14 protein-coding genes are annotated in these 15,099 nt (G+C 63.5%); 9 read left to right on the top strand and 5 right to left on the bottom strand.

Annotated features, from left to right (window positions below; all coding sequences use genetic code 11):
- The first annotated feature begins 43 nt into the window (after positions 1-43).
- The 3 genes from CyaNS01_RS07660 to CyaNS01_RS07650 all read left to right on the top strand — a co-directional run bounded on the left by CyaNS01_RS07660 (position 44) and on the right by CyaNS01_RS07650 (position 1,274).
- Positions 44-496 (top strand): secondary thiamine-phosphate synthase enzyme YjbQ, encoded by a 453-nt coding sequence (locus CyaNS01_RS07660; RefSeq protein ID WP_186696572.1) that lies wholly within the window; start codon positions 44-46, stop codon positions 494-496.
- 90 nt (positions 497-586) lie between these two features.
- The gene (locus CyaNS01_RS07655) at positions 587-943 is read left to right on the top strand and encodes a hypothetical protein (RefSeq protein WP_186696571.1); all 357 of its coding nucleotides are present in this window, start codon (positions 587-589) and stop codon (positions 941-943) included.
- Positions 944-980: 37 nt separating this feature from the next.
- Positions 981-1,274, top strand: a complete 294-nt coding sequence (locus CyaNS01_RS07650; protein WP_186696570.1) for a 4a-hydroxytetrahydrobiopterin dehydratase — start codon at positions 981-983, stop codon at positions 1,272-1,274.
- A 272-nt stretch (positions 1,275-1,546) separates the two neighbouring features.
- On the opposite strand, the gene CyaNS01_RS07645 is transcribed toward CyaNS01_RS07650, so the two are convergent.
- The gene (locus tag CyaNS01_RS07645; RefSeq protein WP_225875561.1) at positions 1,547-2,548 is read right to left on the bottom strand and encodes an NAD(P)H-binding protein; all 1,002 of its coding nucleotides are present in this window, start codon (positions 2,546-2,548) and stop codon (positions 1,547-1,549) included.
- On the opposite strand from CyaNS01_RS07645, the gene CyaNS01_RS07640 reads away from it, so the two are divergent.
- From CyaNS01_RS07640 to CyaNS01_RS07625, 5 genes are all read left to right on the top strand, one after another.
- Complete coding sequence (locus CyaNS01_RS07640; protein ID WP_186696569.1) at positions 2,547-3,491, top strand: AraC family transcriptional regulator; 945 nt, start codon at positions 2,547-2,549, stop codon at positions 3,489-3,491. The genes CyaNS01_RS07645 and CyaNS01_RS07640 overlap by 2 nt on opposite strands.
- A 381-nt stretch (positions 3,492-3,872) precedes the next feature.
- A complete protein-coding gene (locus tag CyaNS01_RS07635; RefSeq protein WP_186696568.1) occupies positions 3,873-4,070 on the top strand; it encodes a hypothetical protein in 198 nt (65 codons plus the stop codon).
- Positions 4,067-4,225, top strand: a complete 159-nt coding sequence (locus tag CyaNS01_RS14560) for a hypothetical protein (protein WP_225875560.1) — start codon at positions 4,067-4,069, stop codon at positions 4,223-4,225. The genes CyaNS01_RS07635 and CyaNS01_RS14560 overlap by 4 nt, the downstream gene beginning before the upstream one ends.
- Positions 4,219-4,353, top strand: coding sequence for a PIN domain-containing protein (locus CyaNS01_RS14555; RefSeq protein WP_255459993.1), 135 nt, complete (start codon positions 4,219-4,221; stop codon positions 4,351-4,353). The genes CyaNS01_RS14560 and CyaNS01_RS14555 overlap by 7 nt, the downstream gene beginning before the upstream one ends.
- Positions 4,354-4,391: 38 nt before the next feature.
- Complete coding sequence (locus CyaNS01_RS07625; protein ID WP_186696567.1) at positions 4,392-5,060, top strand: alpha/beta family hydrolase; 669 nt, start codon at positions 4,392-4,394, stop codon at positions 5,058-5,060.
- Here CyaNS01_RS07625 and CyaNS01_RS07620 read toward each other — a convergent pair.
- On the bottom strand, positions 5,050-5,640 hold the full coding sequence (locus tag CyaNS01_RS07620; protein WP_186696566.1) for a DUF4236 domain-containing protein: 591 nt from the start codon (positions 5,638-5,640) through the stop codon (positions 5,050-5,052). The two genes, CyaNS01_RS07625 and CyaNS01_RS07620, sit on opposite strands and share 11 nt — an antisense overlap.
- 74 nt (positions 5,641-5,714) lie before the next feature.
- On the opposite strand from CyaNS01_RS07620, the gene CyaNS01_RS07615 reads away from it, so the two are divergent.
- Complete coding sequence (locus tag CyaNS01_RS07615; protein WP_186696565.1) at positions 5,715-6,764, top strand: restriction endonuclease; 1,050 nt, start codon at positions 5,715-5,717, stop codon at positions 6,762-6,764.
- A 4-nt stretch (positions 6,765-6,768) separates the two neighbouring features.
- Here the strand turns inward: CyaNS01_RS07615 and brxL are convergent, their stop codons facing one another.
- Genes brxL through pglX form a run of 3 tightly spaced genes read right to left on the bottom strand, consistent with a single transcriptional unit; the run spans position 6,769 to position 15,070 of the window.
- Positions 6,769-8,937, bottom strand: coding sequence for a BREX system Lon protease-like protein BrxL (gene brxL, locus CyaNS01_RS07610; RefSeq protein ID WP_186696564.1), 2,169 nt, complete (start codon positions 8,935-8,937; stop codon positions 6,769-6,771).
- A gap of 8 nt (positions 8,938-8,945) precedes the next feature.
- A complete protein-coding gene (gene pglZ / locus CyaNS01_RS07605) occupies positions 8,946-11,480 on the bottom strand; it encodes a BREX-1 system phosphatase PglZ type A (RefSeq protein WP_186696563.1) in 2,535 nt (844 codons plus the stop codon).
- A gap of 11 nt (positions 11,481-11,491) precedes the next feature.
- Positions 11,492-15,070, bottom strand: coding sequence for a BREX-1 system adenine-specific DNA-methyltransferase PglX (gene pglX, locus CyaNS01_RS07600; RefSeq protein WP_186696562.1), 3,579 nt, complete (start codon positions 15,068-15,070; stop codon positions 11,492-11,494).
- Positions 15,071-15,099: the final 29 nt, after the last annotated feature.

The raw sequence follows: 15,099 nt of genomic DNA, 5'->3' as shown, positions 1-15,099 counted from the left end.
GTGGCAGTGGCGCGATGCTAGGGAGATTGCGCTGCGGGTCCCGATGCTGAGCCAGTCGTTGCAGGTGCTTGAGGTGGACACCGCCGGCGCCGGCTTCACCGACCTCACCGGCAGCCTCAACCGCGAGATCGCCGCCAGCGGTCTGCAGCTGGGCACCGCCACCCTGGTGTGCCAGCACACGAGTGCCTCGCTCACCATCAATGAGAACGCCGATCCCCGGGTGCTGCACGACCTCACGGCGGCCTTTGCCGCCCTGGCACCGGAGGCGGGCGTGGCCCCTCTGCCCGGCCAGAGCGGTTGGCAGCCCTACCGCCACAACGACGAGGGGCCCGACGACATGCCCTCCCACATCCGCACGGCCCTCACCGCCACGAGCCTCAGCCTCACCTTCCAGCAGGGGCGCCTGCTGCTCGGCACCTGGCAGGCCGTGTACCTCTGGGAGCACCGACGGGCCGGGCAGCGGCGGCGGCTGAGCCTGCATCTGATCGGGGCCTGAAGGTGCCTGGGTTCCAGGTTTGGCGTTGTCCTGCCGGCCATTGGACCTACGTTGCCCCCAGCCCACCCAGGCCTGCCGCCGCTTCGGTCCATGATCCGCTCCCTCCTGTCCTCTTCCCTGATGTCCGTGCTGTGCTGCTGGGGCCTGGCCGGCGCTCCCCTCAGGGCCCAGCCGGCCGAGGCTGAGCCCAGCACCGCCCCGGAGGCCGTCGCCGAGCCGATCGCCCAACCGCTGAGGGGCAGCGAGACCTACACCTCTTCGATCTCTGAGGTGGACGCCTGCAACCGTGCCCAGATGCTGAGGCCCGCCGATTCGATCGTCACCGGGATGCACTTCTGGCGCTCCGGCGAGGAGGGCCAGCGAAGCATCAGCTGCCGCATCCACTGGAGCGATGCCGAAGACGCCGTTCCCACCCGGCGTCCGATCCTGTTCGGCCCCAGCGCCTGAGCCTGCGCCAACATGGCCTCAGTTCTGTGACTGAGCCGTGGCCGCCATTCCCCTCACCCCCCAGCAGACTGCCGATCTCGCCAGCACCCTGCCGGCCTGGAGCCTGGTGAACGGCAAGCTGCACCGCGAATTCCGCTTCACAGACTTCGTGGCCGCCTTCGGCTTCATGGCCCAGGTGGCCCTGGTGGCGGAGTCCATGGGTCACCACCCCGAGTGGAGCAACGTCTGGAACCGGGTCACGGTGGATCTCACCACCCATGACACCGGCGGCCTCTCGAACCTCGACCTGCAGCTCGCCCAGCGCATTGACGCGCTGGCGGGGGGTCAGTAACCAGCTCCCCGAAACGGTGTTCCGTTTCAAGGGGGGTGCTCTGCTGTGGTGAAGGCCAGTGCCGCCGTCTGTGTCACGTCTGCGGCAAACGCGTCAGCATCGATCACTCCCACTGGCCCGAGGGCACTCCCCGCGACACCTGGGTGGTGGCACGAAGAGTCAGATCCTGCTGAACTCCGGCCTCCGCATCCTTGTGGTCAAGCAGCTCGGGATCCTCAGCTACGCCAGGAAGGCGGCACCGCTGCCGAACAGCAGCAGCGCGAACAGCGCTGTCACGCCGCCACGGCCTCAGGGTTCCACGCGCCCGTCGCGGCGGTGTCCCTCGCGTAGTCGGCGAAGTCGCGGGCCGGGCGTCCCAGCGCCCGCTGCACGCCATCGCCGAGGTGGGAACTGCGGCCGTCGAGCACCTCGCTGAGCAGCTCGGCGAGGTGCGTGGCGTCCGCTTCCGGCATCCCGTGCGCGCCCAGCTCGGCGCCGAACTGCTCGGCGGTCAGCGGGATGTAGCGCACCTCGCGGCCGATGGCGACACCGAGCGCGTGGGCGGCTTCGGCGATGGTGAGCAGGCGCGGGCCCGTCAGCTCGTAGAGCTCGCCGATGTGGCGGTCATCGGTGAGCGCCGCGACGACGACGTCGGCGATGTCGTCGGCGTCGACGAATGGCTCGGCGGTGTCGCCCGCCGGCATCCCAACGATCCCGTGCCGCACGGAGTCGACGAAATTCTCGTCGAAGTTCTGGTTGAAGAAGGCGCAGCGGACGATCGTCCAATCGGCGCCGGAGTTCTGCAGGTAGCGCTCGGCCCGCTGGGCACCCGCCTCGCCGCGGCCGGAGAGCAGAACGAGGCGCCGGACGCCGCGCGCGACGGCAAGGCGCGCAAACGCATCGACGGTCTCGGCCGCCCCGGGCAGCGCCAGGTCGGGAAAGTAGGTGATGTAGGCGGCCTCGACGCCGTCGAGGGCTGGGGCCCAGCTGCTGTCGTCCTGCCAGTCGAAGCGCAGCTGCGTGGAGCGGGAGACGGGCCGGACCCGCCGTCCTTCTGCGATGAGGCGGTCCGTGACGCGACGGCCGGTCTTGCCGCTCGCTCCGATCACCAGGGTCGTGCCGTTGAAGTTTGTGTTCTGCATGAGGTGGATGGGGTGGTCGTGGGTCTCACCCCCAGCCCGGCCTGCCGAGCCTGTTGAGGGCGCCTCTGAATCCTCTGCGGGGAGCGCCGCCTGGGCCATCGCCGAGATGCTCAGTTCCATATCCGAGCGTCCAGCCAATACCGTGCCGGCCATGGATCCATTCGCAGGTCTGCTCGACGGTCCGCGCGCGCGGGGCGCCTTCTCGCTCCGCACCGTGATGACGCCGCCGTGGTCGCTGCGGATCCTCGCCGAGTCCCCCATCACGGTGCTGGCGATCGTGCGCGGACACGCTTGGGTCGTCCCCGACGACGGCCAGCCGGTGCGCCTTGACGCCGGTGATGTCGCCGTGACCCGCGCACCGGCTCACTACAACGTTGCGGACGATCCGGCGACGGTGCCCGAGATTGTGATCCACCCCGGCCAGCGTTGCTGCAACCGCGACGGCGAGTCGATCGAGGCTGAGCTGATGCACGGCGCCCGGACCTGGGGCAACGACCCGAACGGTTCGACGCTGATGCTCGTCGGCGCCTACGAGTCGACCAGCGACATCAGCGACCGCCTGCTGCGCGCCCTGCCGCCGCTTCTGTCGCTGTCGAACGACACGTGGAATTCGCCGCTCATCGCCCTGCTGTGCGACGAGATGGCCAAGGAGGGTCCTGGCCAGGCCGCCGTGCTGGACCGTCTGATCGACCTCCTGCTGATCGCGATCCTGCGCGCCTGGTTCACGCGACCCGACGCCCACAGCCCGACCTGGTACCGGGCGCAGAGCGACCCGGTGGTGAGTCGTGCGCTGCAGGCGATGCACGACGACCCGGCGTGTCCCTGGACGCTGGCGAAGCTCTCGCGGGAGGTCGGCGCCTCGCGCGCCGCGCTTTCACGGCGGTTCCAGGACGTTGTCGGGGAGTCTCCGATGAAGTTCCTGACCAGCTGGCGACTCGCCCTCGCCGCCGACATGCTCTGCGATCCGGAGGCGAGCGTCGGCACGGTGGCCCACGCGCTCGGCTACAGCACGCCTTTCGCGCTCAGCACGGCGTTCAAGCGGGTGCGCGGCATCAGCCCGCAGGAGCACCGCGCGCGGGCGAGGCCGGTGCGTTGATCTGCAACGCGGAGCGCTGGCTGCTGCCACAGCGGCAGCCATGGCATTCGCAGCCGCAGCCGGCGTGGCAGGGTTCACCATTGGTGTGCCCCTTGGCGCAGGCGCACTTCAACGCGGTTGGTCTCTCCAGGGTCGTGGTCATGGCCTCTCCTTGCTCAGGGCAGCGCGAGCCGAGACCTTGCAACCGGCCCTAGCCCTTGGCTTCTGCTTCGGGACGAGTCCAGCGGTGAACACGACCGGGGAAGCAAGCCGAGCAGAGCCGCTTCTCTTAGGCTGCCCGTGGCCTCTGGGCTGCTATGCGCCTCGACGAACTGCTGGCTCAAAGTCTGAGGGGGCAGCCTTTAAACCATGAAAGTGACTGTCGAACTAAGCGAAAAGGAGATGGCTGAAATCCTGGATCTCACGGGTGAGCGCAAGAAGGGCCCTGCCATCCGCCGCCTGATGGAGGAGGCCCTGCAGCAGCGCCGCCGCGCCCAGATCGCCCAGCGCTTCCTCAGCGGCGAATGGGGCGTGGAGCTGGAGAGCTACGAGGCCGACCAGGAGCGTGAGCGCCAGCAGGCCCAGGAGTTCGCTTCATGACCTTGCTGCTCGACACCAGCCTCTGGATCGACTTCACCCGGGCCCGCAGCCCGGCCTCGCTGAAGCAGTTCATCGCACCCTTCGTGCTGGACCCCGAGGCCCATCTGGCCGAACCGGTGCGCTTCGAGCTGCTGCGCTCCGCCGCACGGTGCTGAGCCTCGATCTGCTGGTGGCCGCCGTGGCCCTGCACCACAACGCGGTTTTGGTGAGCTTCGATGCCGACTTCGAGGCGATCGCCTCGGTGAGCGAGCTGTGGCTGCAACGCCTGAACCGCCCCGTTTGATCCCATCCCACCCGTTCGACCTCGGTCAGGATCGGGCCATGACGGCTGAGGCCACCACCACCGCCCCGCGCTTGATCGACGGTCCCGACGCCGCGCCGGCCACCGTGCTGCTGGCCCATGGGGCTGGAGCGCCGATGGACAGCCCGTTCATGGCGGCCATCGCCAGCGGACTGGCCGAGTCGGGCTGGCGGGTGATCCGTTTCGAGTTCGCCTCCATGGCCCGGATGCGAGACACTGGCCGCCGCCAGGGTCCTGATCGGATGCCGGTGTTGCAGGAAGCTTTCCGCCAACAGGTGCATCTGGTGAGGCGCGACAGCCCAGGGCGACCGCTTTTCATCGCTGGCAAGTCGATGGGTGGTCGGGTGGCCAGCCTGCTTGTCGATGAGCTGGCCGCCAGCGATGGGGTGCGCGGGTGTCTCTGCCTGGGTTATCCCTTCCATCCTCCAGGCAAGCCGCTGAAGCTGCGCACCGAGCACCTGGCCGCCTTGCGCACTCCAACCTTGATCCTGCAGGGGGAGCGCGACAGCTTCGGGCGGCGGGGGGAGGTGGAGACCTACAACCTCTCGCCGCAGGTGCAGCTGCGCTGGATCCCCAGTGGGGACCACAGCTTCAAGCCCACCCTCAGCTCCGGCCTCAGCGAGGCCGAGAACTGGGCCACAGCTGTGGCCTTGACCGATCAATTCCTGCGGCAGCTGCTCAACTGCTGAGCCCTTCTGCTGCCTTTGCCTTCAGCCAGCTCCGCCCCCGGGCCAGGCGGACTGCTTCCTGGGCTGCCTCGATGCAGCGATGGGCCCGGCGCTTGAGATCGTCCTGACCCTGGGCCCGCAGCAGATAGGCCTGCATCGCTTCTGGTGTTTCGATCACGGCCAGCAGGCCTGTGGTGCGACCACCGATTGCAGGATCCGCCAGCAGGCGGCTCACCAGGCCGAGCTCCCAGAGCTGCTGGGTGCTGCTGCCTCGCTGCAGAAGCTGCTCACGCAGCATGGTCAGGCAGCCCTGCTTGAGCGCATCGAGCTGACCGGGCTTGAGGCGACGGCTGTTGGGCAGACCTGCGGCGGGGCCAGCTGGGATCGCCGCTGGCCGGGTGATGGGCTCCTCGCTGTGCTCGATGCTCCAGCTCAGGCCGGTGCCAGGCAGCCCCACAGTGGTACGGGGGCCACCGGACCTGGCCACCGGGATGTTGAAGGACCCTCCCCGACCCCCAAGCGAAATCGAGCTGAGGCCGCTCTTCCCGAAATTGAAGCGCAGGGGGCCCAGGCGGGTAGAGCGGCGGAAGCGGAAACCCATCGAGGACTCGTGGGTGGGTTGTTATGGACACAACCCAATGGTTCGATCATGCTCAAGGTTGCAGGCAACAGTCCATGACCCTCTGGATGGTCCGAGCCGGCTCCCATGGCGAGCAGGAGCAGAAGTTTCTGGACGAGAGCCGGATCTATGTCTGCTGGGAGGAGTTGACCGTGGATCTGCTCGGCCTGGGCGACCGGCAGGCCCTGATCGCTGCCTTGGCTCAGCGCTACCCGGATGAGAAGCAGAAAGCGTTGATCAACTGGTCGTCGCAGATCTGGGCCTTTGGCCATGACATGCAACCTGGCGACTGGGTCGTGATGCCCTCCAAGCTGCAGTCAGGTCTGTACTTCGGGGAGATCACCAGCTGCTATCACTTTGAGCCTGAGGGCCCTGATCCCTACTTCCACTGGCGGAGCATCCACTGGTTCAGTGGCCTGATCCCCAGGAGCAGCTTCCCGCAAGACATCCTCTATTCCTTTGGCGCGTTCCTGACCATCTGCCGCGTGCAGCGGAACGACGCCGAAGCCAGGGTGAGGGCCATGGGGGCCAACCAATGGCAGCCCGAGACCGTCTCGGCGGTGCTGGCTGTCCCTGAGCCCACGAGTATGGGTGAAACGATCGACGCCACCGAAGCCGGTAGCGTCAACCTGGAGGAACTTGCAGCCGATCAGGTAGAGCGGCTGATCGAGGCCAGGTTCAAGGGGCATGGCCTCACCGAGCTGGTGGAGGCGATCCTCAAAGCTGAGGGGTACAGCACCTATCGCAGCCCGGAGGGTGCCGATGGTGGTGCCGACATCCTGGCCGGAGGGGGTGAACTGGGATTCGGGAAGCCTTCGATCTGCGTCGAGGTGAAGTCTGGCGATGGGCCGGTTGATCGCCCCACGGTGGACAAGTTGATCGGGGCCGGGCAGAAGTTCGGCGCTGAAAAGTGCCTGTTCGTGAGTTGGAGTGGGTTCAAGCCCAATGTGCAGAAGGAACTGGCCGCCAGCTTCTTCAAGGTGCGCCTCTGGAGCCGTAAAGATCTGCTGGTGAAGCTCTACGCCAACTACGAACGGCTGCCGGAGGGGATCAGATTGGAGTTGCCACTAAAGCGGGTATGGATGGTGGCAAGCCAGAGCGACTGAGCCGTCATGGCTTCGCGGCGATGTAGCTGATCTCACATCCCTTGGTCAATCGTGCTTCCTGCACGGCGGCTGCCGCGTTGAAGGGAGAAGACTCGAACCTCTGGAAGAGATCCAATCCACGGTCAAGGGTAATTTTCCAGCCCGTATTGGTGGTGAGGCTACGGGCATGGAAGTTGGGGCTGGCGTCGATCTCCCAGGAAAAGGGAGTGCTGGTTCCCGCGAAGGAATCCTGGACTTTGCCCAGAATTTCTACTTGCCTCTCCATCGTCTCGTGATCGGAACCGGTGATCAGATGCACTGTCACCTCATCGCCCACGGGGGTGATCTCATTGACCATGCGCAAGAACTCCACGAGGTTGCGGATCTGGTGGAAGGCCCGGATGTAGGGATCCCGAATGATGATCCCGGTGGCACCACTGAGGTGGTCGCCGAACAAGCGCCGGTAGCTCCAACCCTTGGAGTTTTCAGGCACTACCAGATGATGCTCCTTGAGAGCTGAAGGCTCAGGTGGCTGTGGGGCCACTTTGTCCTTGACTGTTGATGCCGGAAGGGGTGCACCGTCAGAGGCGACTGGGGATGTGTTTGTTGACGCAACAGGCTGACCTCCCTCGCCAGGAACTGGCTCTGCCTTCTCATTTCCTTCGGTGGAAAGAGGCCGAAGTCCTGCAAAGGCGGGGTACTGCTTCTCTTCCGGCGTGAGCACCGTCACCGCCTTGCCGGTTTCCAGGTCTCGGTAGATGAAGTCGTTGGCCTTGAAGGTGGAATCGATTCGCAGGATCTGCTCCCGCACCCGCCGGCGGCATTCCATCGCAAACTCCAGCAGCTCAGCGATCTCCTCCTGACTGGCCTTGCCATTGGGATGAATGATCTTCATCAGGCCAGAGAAGGTCTTCTCAAAGCCCGTCTGATCACGGGTCGACACCTCGGAGCTGATCTCAAAGAACGGCTTGTACAGGCCGGTGTAGTCCTCAGTGCGCAGGTGCTTGAGCACCTCAGCGATGTAGTCGACCACGAAGCCGTAGCCGGTACAGAACAACTCGTGACGCACCGGTGCCACCTCCCAGCCGGGGTTGAAGGCATGGAGGCGGTCGATGAAGGCCGAATCGATGTACTTATCCGGCAGCGGCTCAAAGAAGTGCGAATGCTTGAGCATGGTGGCCACCGACTTCTGGGTGTTGCCCATGAACACCATCGAGGCTTCGGCGCTGAGCTGCTCGATGCCGCGCGAGAAAGTGCGGTTGGCCATGTAGTTCTTCATGATGTCGACCAGCGTCTTGTCGACACGCTTGTCCTTGCCGGCGAACTCGTCGAAGCAGATGCAGTCCCAGTAGCCGACCAGGCCGATCTTGCCGCTGGCATTGCTCACGAACAGCTTGGGCGCGGTGACCTCCGAGCCTGAGATCAGCATGCCGTGGGGGGAGAACTCAGCGAAGATGTGGGATTTGCCGGTTCCCTTGGGGCCGAGCTCCAGCAGGTTGTAGTTGCGCTCGCAGTAAGGGATCAGCCGGATCAAGGTGAGCAGCTTGGCCCGGCGGCTGAAGAACTCCGGGTTGAAGCCCACGCTCTGCATGAGAACGTCCATCCACTCATCGGTGCTGAACTTGGCGCGGGCGGCGAGAAATTCGTCGTGATCGACGCCAGCCACCTGGATGGGTTTGACGCTTGAGATCTGCCAGGGGCTGGCCTTGGGGTCGGTGGGGAGTTCGTACTCCACATCGGTGATCGCCCAGATGCCGCCCACCAGCAGCTTGGGGTAGCGCTTGATGAAGTCCACATCGATGGGGACTTTTTTGAGCCCGAGGTTGGTGAACTCCACCTCGTAGAAGCCGCCTTTGTCATTGAGCTCCACGGTGAGCTTGTCGATCACCTTGTGGGTGCCCCGCTCCTTGATGGTCGATTTCACCAGCTCCGCCTGGTTGCGGTGCACGTAGTGCTTGGCGAGGATGCGCCGCACCGATTCCAGGCCTTCGGCGATCAGGGTGGGATCGTCGGTGGCGCAGTGCTGCCCGAGCAGGTACTCCAGCACGTAGGTGGGCACCACCGCGTTCTGCTTGAGTTCGGTGGTGAGGTCCTTGCGGACCACCAGGCCGGGGAAGTGCTCGAGGATCTTCTGATCCAGGGGGCTGTGAGCCTGAACTGCGCTGTTGGTGGCCGTGTTGGAGGTTGTGGTCATGGCTGGCTTCAGAAGTCTTCGAAATCGCTGCCGAAGGGCCGCTGCAGCTTCAGCTCCTCAGTCTTGTAGGGAACGGGGGTGGCGACACCCTCCACCACCCGCTCCAGACGCAGCTCCACCGGCTGGTTGTTGTAGGCATCGGCGGCATTGGAGAGCTCCAGCGTGAGCTGTTGCTCCCGCTCGCGGGGATCGGAGGCGGCCGAATCAAACAGCAAGGTACGGGGGGCGCAGAGGGGGGCGTCATCGGCCTTGGCATAGAGGCCGATGCGCAGCTGCAGGGGCAGTACGTTCTTGGCCTCCACGGGGTCGCGCTGGAACAGAGACACCTTCAGGCGCGTGGTGGTGATCTTGGCGGGCAGCCGCAGCACGTCCACCTCCACCAGGCGGCTCTCCTCCTTGGTCTCGCGTCTGAGCTTGATCACCGGCACCACCACCTCCTGCAGGGAGGTGCCGCCATGCACGAAGCGGGCCCCCGAGCCCTTGATCGGGAAGCGATCGAGGCCCAGAGGGAAGACGGCACTCCAGCTGCCGGTGAACCCGAGGGCCTGGGCCGCGAAGATCTTCTGGCCGGGCCTCGGCTCGATGCCATCGCCGAGCGCGAATCGCCGGCTCTTGGTGGGCAGCTGATCCGCTGGGGGGAACACGGCCTTGTCGTTGGCATCCAGAGGTTTCTGCTGGAACAGAAAGCCATGGTCGGCGGTGATCAGCGCCTGGCTTCCCTTGAGGCTGCCGATCTTGCGCAGGATCTGCTCCAGGTCCTCAAACGCCTGCTCCACCGCCTGGAACGTCTGGACTTCGGTGGCCAGCTTGTCGCCCACCTGATCGATGCGGTTGTGGTAGATCACGATCAGGTCGTGGTCACGGGTGAGCTCCCGTCCAGCGGTCTTGGTGGGGAGATTGAGGAAGTCTTCGGCCAGCAGAGCCTTGGCGCGACCATCGGCGTAGGCCTTGAGGATCTTGTCGCGGTTGTCGGTGCCGGTGGCGCTCACACCATCCACCATGGCCGAGCCGTCGGCGGGGTTGAGGCTCACCTGGGCGCCGGGCAACAGAGAGGCCATGCCCAGCTGGGTGTAGGAGGGCAGTGAACCCAGCAGTGCCTGCATCTCCACCTGCCAGCCCTTGCCGGGCTGGTTTTGCAGGCGCTCGGCGAAATCGCGGGCGGCCTCGTAACGGAGGGCATCGGAGATCACCACAAACAGCCGCTTCAGGCCCCTGGAACTCAGGGGTGCATGCACATAGCGCATGTGGAACTCCTTCTGCCGGGGTAGGGCGTCGGAACGCCACTGGGTGAGGCCGGCCACGTGATCACTCCAGTGGTTGGTGAGGGGAAGCAGGAAGTTGTTCACGTAGTGGCTCTCCACCCAGTGGCGGAGCTGCTGGAGCAGGCCGGGCTGCTGATAGGCGCGGGCGTGAAAGGTGCAGCGGCGGTAGGCCGCATCGATGCGCCACCAGCTGTTGGTGTAATGCTGCAAGCCCGCCTCGAAGCTCTCCACCTGCAGCGCGGCCTTCTGCAGGAGGCTGCGCAGGCTGATGGCCTGCTCGATCGCTTGATAGCCGTGCTGGTGTTTCTCGTACCAGGTGGAGTGGCGGCGGTTGCGGATGGTCTGCAGCAGCTGCTCCTCGGGATCACCGGCGGCAAACCCCTGCACGAGCCGATGCAGCACGAAGCGTTCGATCAGCTCGAAGCTGTCTTCTTCTCCGGGGTCGAACTCTGGAGGCGCGTCGTTGAGCTGCGGCTCGATGGCCAGGAGCTGGGCCATGGCTTCCGACCAGGCCACAAAAGCCGGCCGGTTGGTGAGGCTGTCTTTCCAGAAGCTGAGGAACACCCGGCTGTGGGGCTGCAGATCACCCTGGGGGCCGATCGGACTGGCGCTCCGGAACAACGCCACGGCGAAGTCGCGCAGGCTGGGAGCCGGGCTGCGATAGCCGAATTTGCTGGCCACGGTTTTCCAGAAGTGCCCGCTGAGTTGCGCGCTGCCGTAGGTCGCCTCCACCGGATCGTCGGCCTCGGCATCGGTGGGATCCAGTTGGCTGAAGGCACGGAGCAGCAACTTGTCGATGTCCGGCGGCTGCTTGGCCAACACGGCCAGCATCTTGAGACGTACGGCGTTCTCGTCCTCGTTGGGGCGCAGCAGATCCTTGAGGTGCTGGGTGTGGAAGGGGGAGCGGAAGAAGGCCTCGTGCTGCTGGGCCAACGCCTTGAACTCCAGCGTCAGGCCGGCCTCCTGGATGTCGAGAGAGGCGCGGTCGGCCTTGAATTCATGGCCCGCCAGAAGCAGATCGAGCAGCCAGTTGTCGGGTTCTGGGGGCTTCTCAGAGGGGATGTAGAGCAGAAAGCGGTGGTGCAGGGGAGCACGGCTGATGGCCACCTTGATGGTGAACTCATTGCCAACCACGCGCCGCTTCTCGGCGGCTTTGGGTTGGTAGCTGTCGAAGTCCTCCGCCCACTCGCCGGTGGGGTCGTACCAGAGCACCACCCGCTTGCGCGCGAGAGCAGCGTCAAGGCTGTCCTGGATTCGGATTCGGGTGGGTGAGGTGGTCATGGCTTTCTTGATCACTCCTCCTTCGCCTTAATGCCGGGGATCTTGGCCAGCACGTCCTGCAGCTTCAGGTAGTTCACCTTCACGCCATCATCGAGATCCAGCTCGATGCGCTGCTGGGCCAGGGGCAACAGGGCATCCTGCTCCCACTCCTGGCATTCGCGCAGCACCTTGGTGATCTTCTCGGCCTCTTTACGGGCAGCGGTGCGCTCACGAGTGGGGAGGTCGTCGTTGGCTTGATCCAAGTCGAGCTGGGCGAGGCGGGCTTCCAGCTTCTGCAGGTAGGGGCGGAAGTAGTTGTTGAGCACCAGGAGCAGGGTGTCCTTGGTGTAGCGGTGCAGGTAAATCAGGCAGGCGAAGCCCCTCTTAGGGCTCTGCACCATCCAGTAGATCGGCCGGTTCTTATAGGTCTGCAGGTGGGATTTGTAGAAGTCAGTGCAGAAGTACTTCCGAAGGTCCTTGCCGATCGCCTCTTCCAGGAAGCGCAGGTTGTCGATGATGTTGCTTCCCGGAAAGGCGACCCGCAGGAATTCCCGGCTGCGGGCTACGATGTCGTCTTGAAACCACTCGCCATCGAGCACGGGGAGGATGGCGTCGTCATCAGGCCTGAAGCGCAGATATGCCATAGGCTTGCCCATCTTCTCCTGATAGGCAGCCAGATGCTCGTCTTGGCTACTGCGGGAATCGGCCAGAATCAGGCCAGGCTTGTCCAGGCTGTAGCGACCCATCATGCAGCCCACGGCATAGGAGAGCAGCTCCTCCATGGTGTCGGCGCGGAACCGGGACCACTGCTCCTCTTCGCTGAGCTTGCCGCCGTAGCGGTAGGCGGGGTTTGCCTTAATGGTGATCTGCTCAATGGGCACTTCCGGGGTGAGCTCATCGTGCAGACCATAGGCGTTGATGAAGATGCGGTTATTCTCTGTCTCTAACTCCCGCATTCGGCCGATGACAGCCTGACTCTCGGACTTCCAACTACGCCACCCAGTCTCTAAAGATAAGCAATCCGACTCGTGCTTGAGTAGTGGAGATTCATGAAAGCCCCAGGAGGTCTCAAAGCTATCCCAGTCAACACGCGATAGGGATAGCAGATCTTTGACTACTTGATCGACATCCTCAGGCGGAAAAGTCAAGGGAAGAACCTCGAGGTTGCCAGGCTGAATATTCAGAGTTGGATTGATTAGCGCTATCATAAGCAGACTTACCTGGCTAGCAAGAAAGCCTTGGAGGAAGTATTCGAGGCCTGCTTCTACTTGACACACTCCAGATGCGTCGTCATACAGGAATCCATCGTCCGAGAGGCGATAGCATGGAATAGCAGACGTAATCTTACTCCATACAATAGCCCTTCTAAAAATAAAGTCGAGCACAAAGTTGTGGGCCCAGATGCGCTTCCCCGTCGGGTGCATCGTTGTACGAAGCTCCTCACCATCGTTTTTCCAATTTACAAGGTGCTCGTTATTCCCATACCATTTCCTGAAGTCCCCCCCTTTGTTATATGGGAACCATGTCTTGCCGCTGTCTATCGCCTGTTGACGGCTTTTCATCTCAAATCCAACATTATCCAAGTCGACTTCCTGCCACCTCCGAATATAGCGTTCTGTATTGCCAGTGACAAGCGCTTGATTAGGCCTTGCTACATTCTTAAGCTTTGTTGGCAGCTGAAATGCTGAGCGCAGTCTACTGCTTACCCAATATGCGACGGGAGAGCCCGGGATACACTTAAAGTCGTCTACGCTACAAATAAAAATCCTTCCGCATGCGCGACGAGATATAGCTTGCTGGGTACAAGCGGCCATTTCAGCGTCGCCACCCTTTAGGTCTACAAGACGAACGAAGCTCCCATTGAAACCATGAGAACGATAATTCCAAAGTGTGAATGTGCATATCTGAACAGTCGCGCCCTTAAATCCGGAAAGAGGAAGCTCGACAAGGCTCGCCAATGTCATCCTGCTGGCAATTAGATCGCGAAGCTTCTGGTGGGTCGAGATGTACATCCATACGTTTGGACTCATTATTCCAATCCGGGATGTACTGTTTCCAATCAAGGCAGATCTCGCGACAAAAGCTGCAAAAAGATCAGACTTAACAGCCGGGTACAGCTCTCCAAGAAAGGCCTTGATAGCGGAGACGTGATACTTGCTTCCCATGTACGGAGGGTTCGCCACCACCGCGTCATATTGCGCCGCCAGCAACTCGGCCAGCTGCACTAGAGGTCTCAGCCGCTCGAGCGCCTCCAACACAAGCATGTCCTGGCAGGATGCCTCACTCAGCCGCTTCAGCGCTGGCAGCTTCTCCGCCAGCCTCTCCGGCACCTGAATCAGCGACCCAAACGTCGTCGCTTGTTCGAACAGCCGCTTCAGCTCCGTAAGGTCCGCGAGCTTCAGCCCATAGTCCGCCAGCTGCACCGCATTCGCTAAGCCAACGGCATCAAAGTCCCCGCTATCCACCAGCGCCATCACATTGAGCTTCACACCGCGCTCAAACAGCCGGCGGTCATCCGCCCGACCCTTCATCATCAGCGCAAAGCTCGTGAGCTGAGCCGCTCGCGGACAGATCTCAAGCCCAAACAGATTCTTCTCCAGGATCAACTGCGGGATCTCCCGTTGTTGATAGCCACGTTCTAGATAGATAGCCTTGAACAGGTCATAGGCTTCCACCAGGATGTGCCCTGAGCCACAGGCTGGATCGATCAGGGTCAGCTCCTCAGGGTTGAGAGAGTCCGGCGTGATGGCCGCCAACTGGGCCTGCACCTCCTCGGTCTGTTCGGCAGGCTCGATGTAGTACTCCATCTGCCCCTTGATCGCTGAATCGGGGTACGTGGCCAGCCACTGCGCCCCCAGCGAGTTCTGCACCATGTACTTCACGATCCAGTTGGGCGTGAACAGCTGCGTGGCGGCCGGGATGTCTTCCGACTTCACCACCTTGCCGATCACCTGGTCTTTCTTCTCCGAGATGTAGAACTGGTAGAGCCAGCCGATGATCTCCACGTCCTCGCAGTCAGCGTCGCTGATCTGGCTGCGGAAACCTGCAGCGATCGAGCCGTCGGTGAGCAGGTCGTCGGGCAGCAGCAGTTCGGTGGCGTCATCGAGGCCCTCGAACAGGTTCGGTAGCAGCTGGTGGTACGAGCGGCAGACCGCCAGCACCAGTTCGCGGTACACCTCCCCCTGAGGATCACCGCCCGCGATGGCCGTGGGGATCTGGCCATCCAGCAACCCGTTCAGCCGCGTTTCGTTGCAGTGCTCCTTGAGCTCCTGCGGCAGGCTGCCTGAGCGCATCAGCTTAAGCAGCCCCGGCTGGGTTTCCCCTTCCGTGGCTGGCATCAGCACCTTGCAGCCAAACGGATGCCAGCCCTTGGCATCGAGGTAGCGCAGCGCCGCCAGCCGGTTGAACCAGCTGTAGGCCACCCGCTCCAGCAGCACCGCTCGGTTCTCTGTCTCCCGCTGCCGCAGCTCTGCGATCTGGCTGGCGTAGGTGGCCAGGATGTCGGGCGTCTGGCTGTGAAGCAGCAGATCCAGCTTGCGGCCCACTGCTTCCATCAGCTGCCGCCGCATCGCCGGGGCGAAAGTTTTCAGGGCGGCGGTGTTCACAGTCATGGATCAGGGCAAGGAGAGATCAGAAAACG

The organism is Cyanobium sp. NS01 (assembly GCF_014280235.1).
Classification (GTDB): domain Bacteria; phylum Cyanobacteriota; class Cyanobacteriia; order PCC-6307; family Cyanobiaceae; genus NIES-981.
Note: the sequence above shows the minus strand (reverse complement) of the source record. Positions and strands in the feature narration are given on the sequence as shown.

Coding starts and splice junctions, on each gene's coding strand:
- CyaNS01_RS07615 (WP_186696565.1), top strand. CDS start 5,715: ATGACCCTCTGGATGGTCCGAGCCGGCTCCCATGGCGAGCAGGAGCAG.
- CyaNS01_RS07660 (WP_186696572.1), top strand. CDS start 44: ATGCTGAGCCAGTCGTTGCAGGTGCTTGAGGTGGACACCGCCGGCGCC.
- CyaNS01_RS07620 (WP_186696566.1), bottom strand. CDS start 5,640: ATGGGTTTCCGCTTCCGCCGCTCTACCCGCCTGGGCCCCCTGCGCTTC.
- pglZ (WP_186696563.1), bottom strand. CDS start 11,480: ATGACCACCTCACCCACCCGAATCCGAATCCAGGACAGCCTTGACGCT.
- CyaNS01_RS14560 (WP_225875560.1), top strand. CDS start 4,067: ATGACCTTGCTGCTCGACACCAGCCTCTGGATCGACTTCACCCGGGCC.
- CyaNS01_RS07625 (WP_186696567.1), top strand. CDS start 4,392: ATGACGGCTGAGGCCACCACCACCGCCCCGCGCTTGATCGACGGTCCC.
- CyaNS01_RS07655 (WP_186696571.1), top strand. CDS start 587: ATGATCCGCTCCCTCCTGTCCTCTTCCCTGATGTCCGTGCTGTGCTGC.
- CyaNS01_RS07645 (WP_225875561.1), bottom strand. CDS start 2,548: ATGGCCGGCACGGTATTGGCTGGACGCTCGGATATGGAACTGAGCATC.
- CyaNS01_RS07640 (WP_186696569.1), top strand. CDS start 2,547: ATGGATCCATTCGCAGGTCTGCTCGACGGTCCGCGCGCGCGGGGCGCC.
- pglX (WP_186696562.1), bottom strand. CDS start 15,070: ATGACTGTGAACACCGCCGCCCTGAAAACTTTCGCCCCGGCGATGCGG.
- brxL (WP_186696564.1), bottom strand. CDS start 8,937: ATGACCACAACCTCCAACACGGCCACCAACAGCGCAGTTCAGGCTCAC.
- CyaNS01_RS07635 (WP_186696568.1), top strand. CDS start 3,873: ATGGCTGAAATCCTGGATCTCACGGGTGAGCGCAAGAAGGGCCCTGCC.